This is a genomic window from Stenotrophomonas aracearum, assembly GCF_031834615.1.
GTDB lineage: Bacteria > Pseudomonadota > Gammaproteobacteria > Xanthomonadales > Xanthomonadaceae > Stenotrophomonas > Stenotrophomonas aracearum.
The window spans coordinates 2,450,164-2,466,568 of the sequence record NZ_CP115543.1 but is presented as its reverse complement, the minus strand read 5'-3'; the positions used below and the strand labels follow the sequence as shown (position 1 = coordinate 2,466,568).

Below are 16,405 nucleotides of genomic sequence, written 5' to 3'. Positions count from 1 at the left end.
GACCCTTATGGACAACGCCATGAACGATAACAAGACCCGTCGCCGCCATTTCAGCTACCGCCTGGCGGCACTCTCTCTGGTGACCGTGCTGATGTGCAACGCCCCGGCGCCGGCCTACACCATGCCGGTGGTCGAAGTGGGCCCCAGCGTGTACCAGCAGATCATGAACCAGATCAACACCTACAAGGCGGAGATCACGGCGTATGCCTCCAAGGCGCAGGACGCGGCCGAGTACGTGGAGCAGCGCACCCGCTGGATCCGAACCCTGGAGCAGTATGCGCAGGCGCTGGTACAGGTGCAGGCGGTGCTGAATGACTTCGGCATGCCGCAGGGGATCACGCTCACCCCGGTCTCCGAGAACTACCTTGTTTCGCAGAGTTGCGGCGGGGGCACCGATCTGAGCCCGATGGGGTTGTTCAAGACCTTCGTGTTCAACCCGCAGGCCGACTTCAAGGAACAGCAGACCCAGATCTGCGTGAACATCCGCATGATGCAGAACCGCAAGTACAACGAGGCGGTGCGCTTCATGACCGAGTCGGTCCCGCTGATGCAGTCCTCGCTGACCCGGATCTTCAATCTGCGCATCTTCAGCAACAGCCAGGGCAATGTGCAGGGCACCGACAGCGAAGCGCTGCGCATGGCCAATGACCTGGCCGTGCAGTCACAGATCTGGCAGTCGCGCATGCGCTCCTACGACGCCTACATCGAAGTGATGGAGGCCAACCAGAAGGTGGTGGCGCAGAACGCGCTCAAGGGCGACACCACCAAGAACATCATCGGCGACCTGGTCAAGACGGCTGCGCTGAAGGGCGCGCTCAGCGTCAAGTAATCACGGCCGAACGCAGTAGCAGCATCATCAAGGGATTGTGGAAATGTCGATCAGGTCGATTTTCAATTTTGATTTCTCAGGCGGCTTGCAGGATCTGCTTGGCTACGCGGTGCGTGTCCAGTCGATCGGCGACTTCGTCTTCTTCAAGCTGATCCTGGATTACCTTCGCGCGCGCATCAACGACTTCGGCATCGAAATGATGGGCCGGATGATGGCCTGGGTCGGCGGCATCGCCCTGGTCCTGATGACCCTGTGGGTGCTGGTGCAGGGCTACCGCATCATTACCGGACAGAGCCGGGATTCGATGATGGCGCTGGTCACCAACATGGCCCGCGCGGCGCTGATCATCAGCGTAGCCACCACCATGGCCATGTTCGGGACCAGCGTCAGCGACTTCCTGACCAGGGACGTGGGTGGCCTGATCACCCGCGTGGTGACGGGGGAGAGTGGCACTGCGGAGGACCAGATCGACAAGAGCCTGGCCTGGATGCAGGTGGCGCTGTCAAGCATCGATGCGATCAAGGTGCTGGATGATGGCGGGCTGCAGCAGGAAAAGACCCGCGCCATGTGGTTCATCGGCATCGGTACTGGTGGGCCGGCGGTTACTGCAGGGGCCATGCTGCTGCTGTACCAGGTCGCCATCGCGCTGTTCATTGGCTTCGGCCCACTATTCATCCTGTGCCTGCTGTTCGACCAGACCAAGCAGCTGTTCCAGAAGTGGTTGTTCTACGGCATAGGCACCATGTTCTCCATGGCCGTGCTGTCGGCGATGGTTTCCATCGCATTGGACATGGTGATCCGCGTCTCCGCCGCGTTCTGGACCTCGTCGCTGATCAACAGCTTCTTCCTGAAGGACGCGATGAGCGACGGCATGACCAGCCAAGCCATGCAGCAGGGCGGCATGGGCCTGATCCTCACCACGCTGATCCTGACCGCCCCCCCAATGGCCGCGTTCTTCTTCCAAGGGACCTTGGGCACCTTCATGGCATATTCCCAAATAGGCGGCTCGGCAGCTGCTGGTCCGCAAGGCCAGCCGCCGGGGTCGTATACGCCGCCGGCACCGCAGCGCGCGGATACCAGTACCGCAGTGCCGGTGAATGACGTATCTCGCTACAACACGGGCGACGCGCCTTCCGCGCCCCCGACCGGTCAGCGTGGACTCGCTGGATGACGATGGATTTCGAGGTGAAACGATGACGCGGAAGTTTTGTAGCGAAAACACGAGCTCATTGCTGTTTTGGTGCATCGCTGCCATGTTCGGACTCTGTGCCCTTCCATTCACTTCGCTTGCGGAAGGTAGGTGTCCACCCGGTCAGTACCCCATCGGAGGTCAAGGCGCCGGTGGGTGTGCTCCGGTGCCGGCGTCTGGAGGAGACAGTCAGTCTCCCGTTCCGACGGGGCGCTGGATCAAGACATGGGGAGCTATCGCAACCTCAGCGGGAGGAGACGCTGGCGTTTCAAAGGGCAAGCTATCAAAGAATGAAGCTGCTCGGGAATCGCTCGAGCGGTGTTCCAAATGGGGTGCCACTGACTGCAAAGTGGGCTTGACCTACAAGAACCAGTGCGTCGCCGCAGTGGCTGCTGACAAGGGGCTCGGGACGAAGCTGAATACAGGCGCGACGATTGAAGCCGCCACTGAACGAGCGACCGAGGACTGCAGGCGCGCGGGTAGTGGTACCTGCAAGTTGGAGTACTCGGGTTGCAGTGAGCCATACTTTGAGAAGTTCTAGCAGGCGTTCGCGGTAGCGCCGGGCTTTGCCCGGAGAGGCCGGGCATCCCGGTAGCGACACGCCATGCGTGTCCGTGGGAACGTCGGACGCGCAACGGGCAACGAATTGCCATGGATGATGACGGCTTCCGTGGGACACGCTTGGCGTGTCGCTACGCGTCCGTTCCTGATTTGTGCACAATTCCAGCCACGCAGGGCGTGGCTCTACCGGGGGATCGCCATCACCCGGTACCCGGCGGCGCTATCATGCGGTGCGGGCGAACCTCGGCTGGGTCACGCCGTCCACTTCCACCGTCGCGCAGAACATCTCATACGGGCGCACCCACAAGCCGTGCTCACCGTACAACGCGCGGTACAGCACCATCGGTTCCAGGGTCTCGCTGCTGCGGACCACGTCGATCACCTCGTACTCGCCGCCCTTGAAATGGCGGTAGTGGCCGGGGGCGATCTGGGGCAGGGGGGAGAGGTCGGACATCGGGTGCACCACGCTGGGGAAAACCGGATTATCGCAGGATGCCGCTCACGACCGGTCCGCTAGTCGGCATCCGGCTCAAGCGGCGGCCCTGCACGATGCGCCAACACCAGCTGCGTGACTGCCTCGGCGCTCATCGGCCGCGCCAGATAGTACCCCTGCGCCTCGTTGCAGCCCCACAGCCGCAGCAACGACAGCTCGCCCTCATGCTCCACGCCTTCCGCCACCGTGCGGTAGCCGAGCTGATGGGCCAGCTTGATGATCGCCTCCACTTTCAACCGCGCGGTGCGCGAACGCGCCAGGCCGGTGACCAGGCTCTGGTCTACCTTGATATGACTGATCGGCACTTCGCTCAGGTAGCCGAAGTTGCTGTAGCCGCTGCCGAAGTCATCGATGGCGATGCGCACTCCGGCCGCCGCCATCGCGCGCAGCTGGGGCAGGGCGGCCGGGTGGCTGTGCAGCCACTGGCCTTCGGTAATCTCCACTTCAATCTGCGTCGGCGCCAGTCCATGCATGCGCAGCCGCTCGGCCATCCCGGTCCACAGCTGCTCGTTGTCGAAATCGCGCGGCGACAGGTTGATCGACATGGCGAAACCCGGCAGCTGCTGCTGCCAGCGCGCTGCCTGCGCGAAGGCGTGTTCGATCACCCACTGGCTCAGCTGCGGCATCAGTGCGGTGCATTCAAGTACCGGGATGAACTCGCCCGGGCTGATCGGCCCCAGCATTGGATGGGTCCAGCGCAGTAGTGCCTCTGCCGACACCGGCTGGTCGTCGGAAAGGTCGTAGCGGGGTTGGTACACCAGGCTGAACTGGTCCTGCGCCAGACCCCGCGCAGCGTCTGACGCGAGACGGTAACGGCGCCGCAGGTGCGCGTCGCGGTCGGCGGAATACCAGCACACACATGCGTCTGCATGCAGCGCGTGATTCAGCGCGACCATGCACTTGCGCACCAGGTCCCCGGCTTCTTCCGGGTCGGCGTGGAAGTCGCACACGCCGGCATGGAACTGCGGCGACATGGGAATGCTGCCGACCATCAGGGGCCGACGCATGCGCTCGCGCAGGCGGCCCATCAGAGCTTCCACCTGGTCGTGCGAATGGTCGCGCAGCACGAAGGCAAACCGCGTAGCGGCTACGTGGTAGACCTGCACATCGTCACTCATCACTTCCTGCACCCGCAGCGCGGCCTGCCGCAGCAGGGATTCCACCGGCTTCAGGCCCAGCGCCTGGCCGGCGTCGTTCGCGCTCTGCAGGTCGAACACATCCAGTAGCACGCCGGTGAAGCGGCTGGCGCCGTCGCGCCGGCTGAGCACGCTCAGGTCGGCCTGGAACTGCTGGCGGTTGGGCAGCCCGCTGATGGGCTCACGGCGTCCGACAGACATGGTCAGCTCCATCTGGTTGACAACGATCCGTGCCAACGTCTGCAGCTGCCGTTGTTCGTTGGCAGAAAGCTCTCGCGGTTCGCGGTCCATCAGGCACAGCGTCCCTAGGGCGATGCCACTTCGGGTCACAAGCGGCGCGCCGGCATAGAAGCGCATGCGCTCGGGACCGGTCACGATGGGGTTGTCGCGGAACCGCGGATCTTCGCGCAGGTCGCTGATCTGCAGGATGCAGCTGGATTCGATGGCACACGAACAGATCGAGTGGTGGCGGTCGGTGCGCTCCAGTGCCAGCCCGACCCGTGAGATGAACTGCTGCGAGTCGGCGTCCACGATCGAGATCAGCGCAATCGGGGTACCAAAGGTAAATGCCGCCAGTTCGGTGATCGGGTCCAACGAACGGCCCAAGGCTGGATCCATCACATTGAGCGCTTCGATCAACGCAATGCGTTCGAGATCCTGGCTGCGGTCGAGCATCCGGTGCGTCCTGTCATACGGAGTACACCGGTACTATCCCGCTGCGGTTGCAGAGCCTGTGTGAACGCAGTCGTTCAGGTATGAAGCATTCACTCGGGTGAGCGGATCAACTTGATCAGATGCGGCAACCGATATGGCTTGGCCAGAAACTCGACATTATCCGGCAGGGCAGGCAGCTGGGATCGCGCGTAGCCCGAAGAGAGAATCATCCGCGCGTTGGGGAGGACCGCCGCGACGTGCTCGCTGAGCTGCAGCCCGGTCATGTTGTTGGGCATATTGACGTCGCTGAACACGATGTCGAAGTCAGCGAACTCCGCGATCTTCTTCACCGCCTCGTGGCCGTCCTCGGCCGTCTGCACGTCGATGCCGAAATCGCGGAGCGCCGTACCGATCAACTCGCGCAGGTCCGCCTGGTCTTCAACCATCAATACACGAAGCGGCTCAGACATGGGCGGTTTCCTCCAGGGCGGGTAACAACAAACGGACAGTGGTACCGCGTCCGGGGGCGGTCTGCACATCGACGAATCCATCGCACTGGGACACGAAGCCAAACACCTGGCTGAGCCCAAGCCCGCTGCCCTTGCCGACTTCCTTGGTGGTGAAGAACGGCTCGCTGGCGCGCTCTGCCACGTCCGGCGGCATGCCGCTGCCCAGGTCGGTGACCGAGATGGCCACGTAGCGACGCTGGGTGGGAGTAGCAAGGTCCGGCGCGAGGCGTTGCTCGACCCGGGCGCTGAGGGTGATGGTTCCGCCTTGTGGCATGGCCTCGCAGCTGTTGAGCAGCAGGTTCAGCAGGGCAGTGTGCAACTGTACGCCATCGGTGACGATTCGAGGTAGGTCGAAAGGCACTTCCGTACGCAGCAGGATGTCGGGTGGGCAGGCGCGCTGCAGCGACGAAAGCTGGTCCTGCAGCAGCTGCGCCACCTGCAGCGGCTCGCGGATGAGCGTCTGATCAGCCGAAAACGCAAGCAATTGGCGGGTCAGCAGCGAACCACGGTCGGCGGCGGCCTGGGCCAGGTCGGCCAGTTCACGGGTGCGCGTGTCGGCCACCGGCTGTGCCGCGATCAGGTCGAGCGCAGTGCCGATGGTGGTCAGCAGGTTGTTGAATTCGTGCGCCAGGCCGCGGGTCAGGCGGCCGACGCCCTCGAACTGCTGAAGCTGTTCACGTGCGCGCTGGGCATCCTGCAGCAGGCGCTGGGCCTGATAGCGCTCGGTAATGTCCTGGGTGACCTTGACGAAGCCCAGCAGCACGCCGTCCTGGCGCACGGCTTCGATCACCTCGCTGGCGCGGAAGCGTTCGCCGCTGCGGCGCACGCGCCAGCCTTCGCCGACGAAGCGGCCCTGTGCTTCGGCCTGGGCCAGGGTCTGCTGCGGAACCCCCTGGGCGCGGTCATCGGCGCCGTAGAACAATCCGACATGCTGGCCGAGCGCTTCTTCGCCGGTGTAGCCCTTGACCCGTTCGCAGCCACGGTTCCAGCTGCGGATGCGGCCCTGCGCGTCCAGCATGTAGATCGCATGGTCGGACACATGATCGATCAACAACTGCAGCTGCAGGCGATCATCAGCAGATGGCGCGATGTCGGTGACGGCCTGGACCACGGCGACGGTTCTACTCCCCCGGTAAGGGTCCGAACCGTAGAAGCGATCATGTGAAGATAGTGTCAAGAATGGATCTGAACACGACGCCATCTGTCGCATAACGCACGCATTCACTGTTCGGTTAACATCGAACCCCTTTTCACGCTGGAAGTGTCTGGATGAATGCTGCGCCGACTGCTCGCGACCGCTGGATCTGGCTGGCATCCGCCGGCCTGATGGGCCTGACCATCGGCCTGGAACTGGTGGTGCCGCTGGGCTACGCGGTGTGGCTGACCTACTTCATGGCGGTGGGGATCACGCTGTTCCAGCGCCGCCTGGAGGTACCCGTGCTGGTGGCGGTGGGATCCTGCGTGCTGCTCGTGGTGGGCTACAACCTGGCGCCGGCCAGCACCAATTCGGCGTTCTCCTTCGTCAATCGCACCATTGGGGGCATTTCGTTCCTGTTGATGGCACTGACCGTGGTCAAGGCGATCCAGGCGCGCCGCACCGCCGCCGATGCGCTGTGGCTGCAGGAAGGCGAGAACGATGTGACCGTGAGCCTGCGCGGCGATCCCGAACCGCGCACGCTGGCTGACGCGGCGATGCGTTCGCTGTGCGCCCGCCTCAACGCCGACGTGGGCGCGCTGTACCGGCTGCAGGGTGAGCGCCTGGTGCTGGTGGGCGGGGCCGCACTGCCTGCGCACCTTCCCGAGTCGCTGCCGACCTCGGCCGGGCAGTGGGGCGAGGTGCTGCGCGCCGGCACGCCACGCCGGTTGGAAGAGGGCGAAAGCCCGCTGGAAATCGAAACCGCGCTGGGCCGCACCGTCGTGCACCAGCGCCTGCTCGGTCCTATCACCGCCGACGGCGTGGTGATCGGCCTGATCGAGCTGGGCCGTGCCGGGGCATCCCCGGCACGTTCGCTGGAACTGGACCTGCTGCTGCAGTGCGCCGAACCGGTGGGCATGGCCATGCGCACCGCCCTGCTGCGCGCGCAGCTGGTGGAGCTGCTGGAAGAAACCCAGCGCCAGAGCGAAGAACTGCAGACCCAGCAGGAAGAACTGCGGGTGGCCAACGAAGAGCTGGAGGAACAGAGCCGCAGCCTGCTGCATTCGCAGGCCAGCCTGGAACAGCAGCAGGCCGAGCTGGAACAGACCAACGTGCAGCTGGAAGAGCGCACCCACGAACTGGAAGCGCGCCAGCAGGCGCTGCTGATCGCGCAGGGCCAGCTGGTGCAGAACAGCCGCGAACTGGAGGCCAGCTCCCGCTACAAGTCCGAGTTCCTGGCCAACATGTCGCACGAGCTGCGCACGCCGCTCAACAGCGCACTGATCCTGGCCAAGCTGCTGGCAGACAACAAGGACGGCACCCTGACCGCCGAGCAGGTGAAGTACGCCCAGGCCATCCACTCGTCCAACAACGACCTGCTGGCCCTGATCAACGACATCCTCGACCTGTCGCGGATCGAAGCCGGCCATGTGGAACTGGCCGAAGAGAACCTGGCCGTGCCCAGCGTGCTGCAGCGCCTGAAGGACACCTTCGAGCCGCTGGCCGCGCAGAAGGGCTTGACGCTGGATATCCGCGCCGACGCTGACGCGCCGACCCAGCTGGTGGCCGACGGCCAGCGCCTGCAGCAGATCCTGAAGAACCTGCTGGCCAATGCGATCAAGTTCACCGAGCACGGCAGCGTCTCGCTGGTGGTGCGTGGCAACGGGGCAGGGCGGATCCAGTTCGCAGTGAGCGATACCGGCATCGGCATCGCCCAGGCCCAGACCGAGGTGATCTTCGAAGCGTTCCGCCAGGCCGATGGCAGTACCCGCCGTCGCTACGGCGGCACCGGCCTGGGCCTGTCGATCTCGCGCGACCTGGCCACGCGGATGGGCGGCGATATTTCCGTGTCGAGCGAGCCGGGGCGCGGCAGCTGCTTCACCCTGGAACTGCCGCTGGCCGCTGGCGCCAGCCCCGCACCGCTGGCCGCCGCGCCGGACGTGCGCATGGCGCCGACGCCCAAGCCCGCCGCTGCCGCGCCGCTGTTCGGCACGGGTCACGACGCACCGGTCGCACCGCAGGGCCCGCGCGTGGTCGACGACCGTGGCCGCCGCAGCCGCGCCGGGCGCATGATCCTGGTGGTGGAGGACGATGTGGCCTTCGCCGAGGCGCTGGTCGGCATGGCGCATGAGCTGGACTTCGACTGCGTGGTCGCGCAGACGGCCGAAGAGGCCCTTTCGCTGGCCGCCGAGCTGCGCCCGAACGGCATCCTGCTGGATATCGGCCTGCCGGACGTGTCCGGCCTGAGCGTGCTGGAGCGCCTCAAGCGCGACCCGGCCACGCGCCACATTCCGGTGCACGTGGTGTCCGGGCTGGAGCGTTCGCAGGTCGCGCTGGAGCTCGGCGCCATCGGCTACGTCATCAAGCCGGCCACGCGCGAGCGCCTGGTCGAGGCGATCCAGCAGCTGGAAGCCACCAACGAGCGCGACGTGCGCCGCCTGCTGATCGTCGAGGACGACAGCGCGCTGCGCTCCAACCTGCAGCTGCTGCTGGGCCGCGACCAGCTGGAGATCACCGCCGTTGGCACCCTCGCCGAGGCGATTGCCGAGCTGTCCGGTTCCACCTTCGACTGCATGGTGACCGACCTGGCGCTGCCCGACGGCACCGGTTATGACCTGCTTGAGCACATGGCCGGCAACGAGGCGCTGGGCTTCCCCCCGGTGATCGTCTACACCGGGCGTGCGCTGACCCGCGACGAAGAGCAGCGCCTGCGCCGCTATTCCAAGAGCATCATCATCAAGGGCGCGCGTTCGCCCGAGCGCCTGCTGGATGAAGTGACCCTGTTCCTGCACAGCGTGGAAGCCTCGCTGCCCAGCGACCAGCAGCGCCTGCTGCGCGAAGCGCGCCGCCGCGACGCGGTGCTGGACGGCCGCACCGTGCTGCTGGCCGAGGACGACGTGCGCAACATCTTTGCGTTGTCCAGCGTGCTCGAGCCGCTGGGGGTGAAGCTGGAGATCGCCCGCAACGGCCGTGAAGCCTTGGAGCGGCTGGGTCCGGACATCGACCTGGTGCTGATGGACATCATGATGCCGGAGATGGACGGCCTGACCGCGATGCGCGAGATCCGCCGCGACAACCGCTGGCGCGACCTGCCGATCATCGCGCTGACCGCCAAGGCCATGCCGGATGACCGCGAGCACTGCCTGCAGGCCGGTGCCAACGATTACATCGCCAAGCCCATCGATGTGGACAAGCTGGTCTCGCTGTGCCGCGTGTGGTGCTCGCGTCGATGAACGAGGCCGAGCTGTACGACCTGGAGCTGAAGCTGCTGCTGGAGGCGGTGTACCAGCGCTACCACTACGACTTCCGCGACTACGCGCTGGCATCGCTGCGGCGGCGCATGCGACATGCCATGGCACGCTTCGACTGCGACAGCATGGGCGCGTTGCAACACCGGCTGCTGCACGAACCGGACACGTTCGCGCTGGCGATGCAGTACTTCACCGTGCAGGTCTCGGAGATGTTCCGCGACCCCGCGTACTTCCGCATGCTGCGCGAGCACGCCATCCCCGTGCTGCGCACGTATCCCTCGATCAAGCTGTGGATCGCCGGTTGCAGCACCGGCGAAGAAGTGTGGTCGCTGGCGATCCTGCTGCAGGAAGAAGGGCTGCTCGACCGCGCCATCATCTACGCCACCGACATCAACCCCGAGGCGCTGCAGGCGGCCGAAGCCGGTGCGTTCCCGCTGGACCGCCTGGCCCAGTTCAGCCGCAACTACCTGGAGGCCGGTGGCAGCGGCTCGCTGTCGGACTACTACAGCACCGGCTACGGCGGGGTGGTGTTCGACCGCCGGCTCAAGCGCAACATCGTGTTCGCCGACCACAGCCTGGCCACCGACACGGTGTTCTCCGAGGTCCACCTGGTGTCGTGCCGCAACGTGCTGATCTACTTCCAGCGTGCCCTGCAGGACCGCGCCATCGGCCTGTTCCATGAAGCGCTCGTGCACCGTGGCTTCCTGGGGCTGGGCAGCAAGGAGTCGCTGCAGTTCGGCGAGCACGCCAACGAATTCGAAGCCTGCGCGCGCGAGCAGCGCCTGTACCGGAAGCTGGCCTGATGGACGCCGACGCCGTGCAGCCCAACATCGAACTGATCGTGGTCGGCGCCTCCGCCGGCGGCGTGCGTGCTCTGCAGGCGCTGCTGGCCGCGCTGCCGGCCGGGCTGCCGATGGCCGTGCTGGTGGTGCTGCACCTGCCGCGCGACCGCCCCAGCCGGATTGCCGACCTGCTCGACCACGGCTGCGCCTTGCCGGTACGGGAAGCCGAGGACAAGCAGGCGCTGGTGCCGGGGACGGTGACCTTCGCGCCGCCGGATTACCACCTGCTGGTGGAGGACCGCGACAGCCTGGCGCTGTCGGTCGACCCGCCGGTGCTGTTCTCGCGTCCCGCGATCGACCCGCTGTTCGAGAGCGCGGCCGATGTATTCGGCGGCGGCGTGCTGGCGATCCTGCTGACCGGGGCCAGCAACGATGGCAGTGCCGGTGTTGCAGCCGTCCGCGAGGCGGGCGGCCAGGCCTGGATCCAGAGCCCGGACGACGCCTTTTCCCCGATCATGCCGGCAGCGGCGCTGGCCCATGCCGGCGCCGATGCGGTGTTGACCCTAGACTCCCTTTGTTCGCGTATGAAAGGCCTTGCACGATGAACCTGATTGCGCCCACCCCTGCGGCCACCACCGACCGGGTCAACCTGCTGATCGTCGACGACGTGCCGCAGAACCTGGTGGCCATGGAAGCGCTGCTGCGCCGCGACGGACTCGACATCCTGTGCGCGGCCTCCGGTGCGGAAGCGCTGGAACTGCTGCTGGAGCACGAAGTGGCGCTGGCGCTGCTGGACGTGCACATGCCCGAGATCGACGGCTTCTCGCTGGCTGAACTGATGCGCGGTTCGCAGCGCAGCCGCGATGTACCGATCATCTTCCTTACCGCTTCGCCGAACGACCCGGTGCGCGCGTTCAAGGGCTATGAGAGCGGCGCGGTGGATTTCCTGCACAAGCCGATCGAGCCGCAGGTGATCATGAGCAAGGTCAACGTGTTCATCGAGCTCTACCAGCAGAAGCAGCTGCTCAAGGCGCGCAACCAGGCGCTGGAGCACGCGCTGACGCTCAACGAAACGATGATGGCCGTGCTCACCCACGACCTGCGCACGCCGCTCTCGGCGATCCTGCTGTGCGCGGACAAGCTGGCGCTGGACCTGCCCGATGACCCGTCGGCGCAGCAGACGCTGGTGCACCTGGAGAACAGCGCGGTGCGCATGGCGCGGATGGTGGAGCAGCTGCTCGACTTCTCGCGCATCCGCAGCGGTGGCCTGCGCCTGCAGCAGGTGGCCTGTGACCTGGCCGAGGTGGCGGCGGCGGTGGTCAGCGAGATGAGCCGTGCCCACCCGCAGGCGCACATCGAGCTGCAGGTGGAAGGCGATACCTGCCTGCATGGCGACCCGGACCGGCTGGCGCAGCTGCTCTCCAACCTGGTCGGCAACGCGGTGCTGCACGGGGGCAACGCACCGGTGCAGGTGGTGGTGCGCGGGCTGGCGGGCGACTCGCTGCGACTGCAGGTGCGCAACGCGGGGCAGATTCCCGAGGCGCTGCTGCCGCGCCTGTTCGAGCCGTTCAAGGCCAGTTTCCACGACAGCCGCGGGCTGGGACTGGGGCTGTTCATTGCCCATGAGTTCGCCCGCGCGCATGGCGGGGACCTGGCGGCGCGCAACCTGGACGGGGAAGTGGTGTTCGAGACGGGGCTGATGCGGCGGGATGCCTGACTGACGGGCATGGCCCGTCACTACGGTAAACTGTCCGTATGTCGCCTACTGCCCGCAAGACGCCTACGCCGCTGATCGATGCCCAGGTCCATGTGGAAGGGTTCGTGCAGGTGCGCGAGGCGCGGCGCTCGGAGCTGGTGGAAGACTACGTGGAGCTGATCGCTGACCTGATCGCCGATGGCCGCGAGGCCCGCCAGGTCGATATCGCGACCCGGCTCGGGGTGGCACAGCCGACCGTGGCCAAGGCGCTCAAGCGGCTGGTCAAGGAAGGCTGGGCGATCCAGCGCCCGTACCGGGGCGTGTTCCTGACCCCGGCCGGCGAGCAGCTGGCCGTGGAGATGCGCGCCCGCCACCAGACCGTGGAGCGCTTCCTGCTGGCGCTGGGCGTGGACCCGGACTCTGCCCGCCGCGACGCCGAAGGCATCGAACACCATGTCAGCGAAGCCACCCTGGCCGCCTTCGAGGCATTCGTGCGCAAGGCCGACGGCCGTGGTTGAGCGCCTGCCCGCGCCGCCGCCGCTGGGCGTGCCGGTGCACGACCAGGACGAGCACTGGATGCAGCACGCGCTGGCCCTGGCCGAACGTGCCGAGCGTGAGTTCAACGAAATCCCGGTGGGCGCGGTGCTGGTCGGGGCCGATGGCACCGTGCTGGGCGAGGGCTGGAACCTCAACATCGCCGACCACGACCCCAGCGCCCACGCCGAGATCGTGGCGATGCGCCAGGCGGGCAGGGCGCTGGCCAACCACCGCCTGCTGGGCAGCACCCTGTACGTGACCCTGGAGCCGTGCGCGATGTGCGCGATGGCGGTAGTGCATGCGCGCGTGGCGCGGCTGGTGTACGCGGCCACCGACCCCAAGACCGGCGCCTGCGGCAGCGTGTTCGACCTGCTCGGCGATCCGCGCCACAACCACCGCGTTGAACTGCATGGTGGGGTGTTGGCCAAGGAAGCCAGCACGCGCCTGACCAACTACTTCCGCGCCAAGCGCGGCAAACCGCCGCTGCTGCTTCCCTGACGTCGTGCGCGGTATCATCACCCTTTCGTAAAAACGGCTGGAAAACATGGCAGACAACGGCGCAGAAGGCGAACGACTGATCTGGATCGACCTGGAAATGACCGGTCTGGACACCGACAACGACGCGATCATCGAGATCGCCACCGTGGTCACCGACGCGCAGTTGAACGTGCTGGCCGAAGGTCCGGAGTTCGCCATCCACCATCCGGTGGAGCGGCTGGAAGCGATGGACGAATGGAACCGCAACCAGCACCGCCGTTCCGGGCTGTGGCAGCGCGTGGTGGAGAGCCAGGTCACCCTGGCCCAGGCCGAAGCGCAGACCGTGAACTTCCTGGCCCAGTGGATCAAGGCCGGCGCCTCGCCGATGTGCGGCAACTCGATCTGCCAGGACCGCCGTTTCCTGCACCGTGAAATGCCGCGCCTGGAAAAGTACTTCCATTACCGCAACCTGGACGTGTCCACGGTCAAGGAACTGGCCCGGCGCTGGGCGCCGACCGTGGCTGCCGGGGTAGGCAAGACCTCCAGCCACACCGCGCTGAGCGACGTGCACGATTCGATCGCCGAACTGCGCCATTACCGCCAGTTCATGGGCGCGCTGTCGGGTCTACCGGTGTAAGGCCTGCCGGGCAGAGCCCGGCACTACCGCACGGCAATGCAGTCGGCCCCCGGCCGTAGAGCCGGGCTCTGCCCGGCTGCCGTTGCCGCCAACGATCCGTTCAATCGGGCAGGGGTATGATCGCCCCATGAGTCATATCGTCCGCATCTTGCCGCCGCCCATCGAGGCGAAGATCGTGCCCACCTCCAAGGACTGGGCCGACCTCGAACGGGCGGTGGCGCTGCTCGAATCGCCCACGCTCACCGCCAAGATGGCCAACCTGATCGGCTCACCGCTCGAGTTTGCGGTGAAGAAGCTGCCGCAGTCGGTGTCCAAGCGGATCCACGGCGCGGTCGAGGCGGCACTGTTCAAGTCGGCGCAGGCCGCGCTCTGGAGCATGGACAACACGCCCGGCAAGGAGGCGTCCACCCGCTGGCACAAGGCCGCGGCCGCCGCCACTGGTGCGCTGGGCGGTGCCTTCGGCTTCACCGCGCTGTTCCTGGAACTGCCGGTGTCGACCACGATCATGATGCGCTCGGTCGCCGACGTCGCCCGCAGCGAGGGTTTCGACCTCAGCGAGATGGGCACTCGCCACGCCTGCCTGGAAGTGTTCGCGCTGGGCGGCAACTCCGGCCAGGACGACGCCAGCGAAACCGGCTACTACATCACCCGCGGCTTCACCGCCGAAGTGATGCGTCACCTCTCGGCCGAACTGGCCGGCGCGGCCGTCGGTGGCGGCGGGGTGATGATCGGGCTGACCCCCAAGGAAGCCGGCAAGTGGCTGGCCAAGATCGTCGAAAAGGTCGCCGCCCGCTTCGGCGTGGTGGTCACCGAGAAATTCGCCGCCCAGGCGGTCCCGATCATCGGCGCGGTGGCTGGCGCCACGCTCAACACCATGTTCACCGACTACTACCAGGACATGGCGCGCGGCCACTTCATCGTGCGCCGCCTCGAACGCCAGTACGGCTACGAAACAGTGCGTAGCGCCTACAACCTGCTGGCGGGCCAACGCCCCCCGGGCTGACAACCCAAACGCCCCGCCGCGTAGCGACACGCCATGCGTGTCCCTCGTGGTTCATCCGGCGCCTGTATAGCTGCTCCGGACGGTGCCCGTGGGACACGCATGGCGTGTCGCTACGTCGCGCGCCCGCCGGACCGCCGACCATCCCCGCGTAGGGACACGCCACGCGTGTCCAGAACCACCCGCGATCATTGCACCCACGGCACAACTGTTTTGCCCTGATGTGGCTGGTCCCTGACCGCCACCATCCCCATCCTTGCCACAGTCTTCCCGCAAGGATCCCCCATGCTCTTCACTCCTTACCGCCTCGGCCCGCTCACGCTGCCCAACCGCATCGTGATGCCGCCGATGACCCGTTCGCGCGCCGCCGCCGGCAACGTGGCCACCCCGCTGATGGCCGAGTACTACGCCCAGCGCGCCTCGGCCGGCCTGATCGTCAGCGAAGGCACCCAGATCAGCCCGCAGGGGCAGGGCTATGCCTGGACCCCCGGTATCCACGACGACGCCCAGGTCGCGGGCTGGCGCGGCGTCACCGACGCCGTGCACGCCGCCGGTGGGCGCATCTTCGCCCAGCTCTGGCACGTCGGCCGCGTCTCGCATGTGGACCTGCAGCCGGGCGGCGCCGCGCCGGTCTCGTCTTCGGCGCTGCAGGCCGAGGGCGTGAAGGTGTTCGTCGATGTCGCCGGCACCGGCCCGCAGGGTGGGGTGGGCGAGATGGTCCAGCACTCCATGCCGCGTGCGCTGGAGATCGCCGAAATCCCGCAGATCGTGCGCGAGTACGCACTGGCCGCCCGCCGTGCGATCGAAGCCGGGTTTGATGGCGTGGAACTGCACGGCGCCAATGGCTACCTGATCAACCAGTTCATCGACTCGCAGGCCAACCAGCGCACCGACGCTTACGGCGGCTCGCTGCAGAACCGCCTGCGTTTCCTGCGTGGGGTGACCGAAGCCGTTGCCGCTGAAGTGGGCGCTGAGCGTGTCGGCGTGCGCCTGGCGCCGTTGACCACCCTGCAGGGCGCAGTGGACGACACCCCGCAGGCGACCTACCTGGCTGCCGCGCACATTCTGGACAGCATTGGCGTGGGTTACCTGCACATCGCCGAAGCCGATTGGGAGGATGCCCCGGTGATGCCGGTGGCGTTCAAGGAAGCATTGCGCATGGTGTATCGCGGCACGTTGATCTATGCGGGCAAGTACACCGTGGAGCGTGCGGAGGAAGCGTTGGCCAAGGGCTGGGCCGACCTGATCGGGTTTGGCCGGCCGTTCATTGCCAACCCGGACCTGCCGGAGCGGTTGCAGCAGGGTCTCGAATTGAACGTTCCAGACAAGGCGACGTTCTTCGGAGGCGGGGAGGATGGGTTTACCGATTACCTGCCGGTCGGGGTCCACGAGGACTCGCATGGCGTGTCGCTACGCGGTGGGGCCGATGAATCGCGTGGCATGTCGGCGCGGGAAACCGCGTAGCGACACGCCACGCGTGTCCCGCAGGATCCCCGAACGAAGCCACCATTGCCTGAAC

The 16,405-nt window shown here is 66.4% G+C and carries 16 protein-coding genes; 12 read left to right on the top strand and 4 right to left on the bottom strand.

Annotation, left to right across the window (positions count from 1 at the left end; all coding sequences use genetic code 11):
• Nucleotides 1-19: 19 nt before the first annotated feature.
• Genes PDM28_RS11220 through PDM28_RS11210 form a run of 3 tightly spaced genes read left to right on the top strand, consistent with a single transcriptional unit; the run spans nucleotide 20 to nucleotide 2,559 of the window.
• On the top strand, nucleotides 20-829 hold the full coding sequence (locus PDM28_RS11220; protein WP_311182051.1) for a hypothetical protein: 810 nt from the start codon (nucleotides 20-22) through the stop codon (nucleotides 827-829).
• Nucleotides 830-872: 43 nt separating this feature from the next.
• The gene (locus PDM28_RS11215) at nucleotides 873-2,000 is read left to right on the top strand and encodes a TrbL/VirB6 family protein (protein ID WP_311182049.1); all 1,128 of its coding nucleotides are present in this window, start codon (nucleotides 873-875) and stop codon (nucleotides 1,998-2,000) included.
• The gene (locus PDM28_RS11210) at nucleotides 1,927-2,559 is read left to right on the top strand and encodes a DUF4189 domain-containing protein (RefSeq protein WP_311182047.1); all 633 of its coding nucleotides are present in this window, start codon (nucleotides 1,927-1,929) and stop codon (nucleotides 2,557-2,559) included. The genes PDM28_RS11215 and PDM28_RS11210 overlap by 74 nt, the downstream gene beginning before the upstream one ends.
• 243 nt (nucleotides 2,560-2,802) lie before the next feature.
• Here the strand turns inward: PDM28_RS11210 and PDM28_RS11205 are convergent, their stop codons facing one another.
• The 4 genes from PDM28_RS11205 to PDM28_RS11190 form a co-directional block, all read right to left on the bottom strand.
• Nucleotides 2,803-3,033 (bottom strand): DUF1653 domain-containing protein, encoded by a 231-nt coding sequence (locus tag PDM28_RS11205; RefSeq protein ID WP_311182046.1) that lies wholly within the window; start codon nucleotides 3,031-3,033, stop codon nucleotides 2,803-2,805.
• Nucleotides 3,034-3,092: 59 nt separating this feature from the next.
• Nucleotides 3,093-4,883 (bottom strand): sensor domain-containing phosphodiesterase, encoded by a 1,791-nt coding sequence (locus PDM28_RS11200; protein ID WP_311182045.1) that lies wholly within the window; start codon nucleotides 4,881-4,883, stop codon nucleotides 3,093-3,095.
• A gap of 89 nt (nucleotides 4,884-4,972) precedes the next feature.
• On the bottom strand, nucleotides 4,973-5,332 hold the full coding sequence (locus PDM28_RS11195; protein WP_311182044.1) for a response regulator: 360 nt from the start codon (nucleotides 5,330-5,332) through the stop codon (nucleotides 4,973-4,975).
• Entirely contained in the window at nucleotides 5,325-6,482 is a 1,158-nt protein-coding gene (locus PDM28_RS11190; RefSeq protein ID WP_311182043.1) for a two-component system sensor histidine kinase NtrB, read from the bottom strand. Before PDM28_RS11190 ends, PDM28_RS11195 begins: the two co-directional genes overlap by 8 nt.
• Nucleotides 6,483-6,640: 158 nt before the next feature.
• On the opposite strand from PDM28_RS11190, the gene PDM28_RS11185 reads away from it, so the two are divergent.
• The 9 genes from PDM28_RS11185 to PDM28_RS11145 all read left to right on the top strand — a co-directional run bounded on the left by PDM28_RS11185 (nucleotide 6,641) and on the right by PDM28_RS11145 (nucleotide 16,350).
• Nucleotides 6,641-9,739: a response regulator gene (locus PDM28_RS11185; protein ID WP_311182042.1), complete on the top strand. Its 3,099-nt coding sequence runs from the start codon at nucleotides 6,641-6,643 to the stop codon at nucleotides 9,737-9,739.
• Nucleotides 9,712-10,560 (top strand): CheR family methyltransferase, encoded by an 849-nt coding sequence (locus PDM28_RS11180; protein WP_171966721.1) that lies wholly within the window; start codon nucleotides 9,712-9,714, stop codon nucleotides 10,558-10,560. Before PDM28_RS11185 ends, PDM28_RS11180 begins: the two co-directional genes overlap by 28 nt.
• Entirely contained in the window at nucleotides 10,560-11,144 is a 585-nt protein-coding gene (locus tag PDM28_RS11175) for a chemotaxis protein CheB (protein ID WP_311182040.1), read from the top strand. Before PDM28_RS11180 ends, PDM28_RS11175 begins: the two co-directional genes overlap by 1 nt.
• Nucleotides 11,141-12,256, top strand: coding sequence for a hybrid sensor histidine kinase/response regulator (locus tag PDM28_RS11170; protein ID WP_311182039.1), 1,116 nt, complete (start codon nucleotides 11,141-11,143; stop codon nucleotides 12,254-12,256). The genes PDM28_RS11175 and PDM28_RS11170 overlap by 4 nt, the downstream gene beginning before the upstream one ends.
• A 38-nt stretch (nucleotides 12,257-12,294) precedes the next feature.
• Nucleotides 12,295-12,753: a manganese-binding transcriptional regulator MntR gene (gene mntR, locus PDM28_RS11165; protein WP_311182038.1), complete on the top strand. Its 459-nt coding sequence runs from the start codon at nucleotides 12,295-12,297 to the stop codon at nucleotides 12,751-12,753.
• Entirely contained in the window at nucleotides 12,746-13,270 is a 525-nt protein-coding gene (gene tadA / locus PDM28_RS11160) for a tRNA adenosine(34) deaminase TadA (protein WP_070206270.1), read from the top strand. Before mntR ends, tadA begins: the two co-directional genes overlap by 8 nt.
• A gap of 46 nt (nucleotides 13,271-13,316) precedes the next feature.
• Nucleotides 13,317-13,886, top strand: a complete 570-nt coding sequence (gene orn, locus PDM28_RS11155; protein ID WP_311182036.1) for an oligoribonuclease — start codon at nucleotides 13,317-13,319, stop codon at nucleotides 13,884-13,886.
• A gap of 127 nt (nucleotides 13,887-14,013) precedes the next feature.
• Nucleotides 14,014-14,889: an EcsC family protein gene (locus PDM28_RS11150; protein WP_311182035.1), complete on the top strand. Its 876-nt coding sequence runs from the start codon at nucleotides 14,014-14,016 to the stop codon at nucleotides 14,887-14,889.
• A gap of 282 nt (nucleotides 14,890-15,171) precedes the next feature.
• Nucleotides 15,172-16,350: an alkene reductase gene (locus PDM28_RS11145; RefSeq protein ID WP_311182034.1), complete on the top strand. Its 1,179-nt coding sequence runs from the start codon at nucleotides 15,172-15,174 to the stop codon at nucleotides 16,348-16,350.
• Nucleotides 16,351-16,405 lie beyond the last annotated feature (55 nt).